The sequence below is a fragment of the Vibrio sp. 10N.222.46.A1 genome (genome assembly GCF_041473595.1).
In the GTDB taxonomy this organism is placed as follows: domain Bacteria; phylum Pseudomonadota; class Gammaproteobacteria; order Enterobacterales; family Vibrionaceae; genus Vibrio; species Vibrio tasmaniensis_A.
Window position 1 is genome coordinate 1 of the sequence record NZ_JBFRSN010001124.1, and the last position, 1,043, is coordinate 1,043.

The 1,043-nt window shown below is 44.1% G+C and carries 2 protein-coding genes; both read left to right on the forward strand.

Annotated elements, in window-relative coordinates:
- Positions 1 to 387 (forward strand): pseudouridine synthase (locus AB4496_RS24415; protein WP_372132382.1); only part of this gene is annotated, 387 nt, incomplete at its 5' end.
- 78 nt (positions 388 to 465) lie between these two features.
- The gene (locus AB4496_RS24420; RefSeq protein WP_017097421.1) at positions 466 to 840 is read left to right on the forward strand and encodes a VOC family protein; all 375 of its coding nucleotides are present in this window, start codon (positions 466 to 468) and stop codon (positions 838 to 840) included.
- Positions 841 to 1,043: the final 203 nt, after the last annotated feature.

Sequence of the window (1,043 nt, forward strand, 5' to 3'; positions counted from 1 at the left end):
ACAGGCTTAGTCTTGATTACCGATGATGGGCGCTGGTCATTCAATATTACGCTGCCAACCAAGTCATGTAAGAAGGTGTACCGCGTGACATTGTCACGAGGTATCAAAGACGATGTCGCTGATAAGTTCAAAGCGGGCATTCAATTGCAGGGCGAACAAAAACCGACGCGTCCGGCAGAGCTCGAGGTGATTACCAGTAAACAAGTGCTGTTGACCATTACAGAAGGCAAGTTTCATCAAGTAAAACGAATGTTTGCTGCGGTCGGGAATCGAGTTGTTGGCCTACACCGTGAACAGATTGGTGACGTTCGTTTGGATGTTGAAGCAGGCCAGTGGCGTTATCTAACTAAAGCCGAAGTTGACTCATTTCAGCAAGACTCTGAATAAGAGCTCTGAATAAACGCCGTAACCACTTAAAGCGTTAAGCGTGTCAGCACAAGAATATCAACACTATAAGGATGTAGGATGGAAAACCTCAAAGTCTCAGAAATTAAGTCTTTCGTACCCGCGAAAGACTTCGATTTATCCAAGCGCTTTTACCAGTCAATCGGCTTCGAAGTGATGTCTGAATTTCACGATATCGCCTATCTACGACACGGCGGTTGTGCGTTCCTTCTGCAAAACTTTTATGAACCTGCGCACTGTCACAATTACATGATGCACTTGCTGGTTGAAGACGTAAAAAGTTGGTATCAACACATCCAGAACTCTAATGTAGTGTCGGAATTTGAAGTTACCGTTTCCGAGGTTGTTGAACAGCCTTGGGGAATGCTTGAGTTTTGTATCACTGACCCAAGTGGTGTGCTGTGGCGTGTGGCTGAAAACATCAGGCCGCGTTAATTCATCCAACTTGCATTGATAGTATGTCTAGGTTCACGGTGCTTTTCTGTCCTATTTGCTAGAGTGACAATTTAATGAGCATGGAGGTTTTGTAATGGGAACTGTAATCGGTTTGGTGATTCTAGCTGCTATAGATTTGTATCTTGTTCGTAAAACAGGGCTTCATATTCATAAATGGATCTCTAAAAAGTATGCCGCGTATC

Coding starts and splice junctions, on each gene's coding strand:
- AB4496_RS24420 (WP_017097421.1), top strand. CDS start 466: ATGGAAAACCTCAAAGTCTCAGAAATTAAGTCTTTCGTACCCGCGAAA.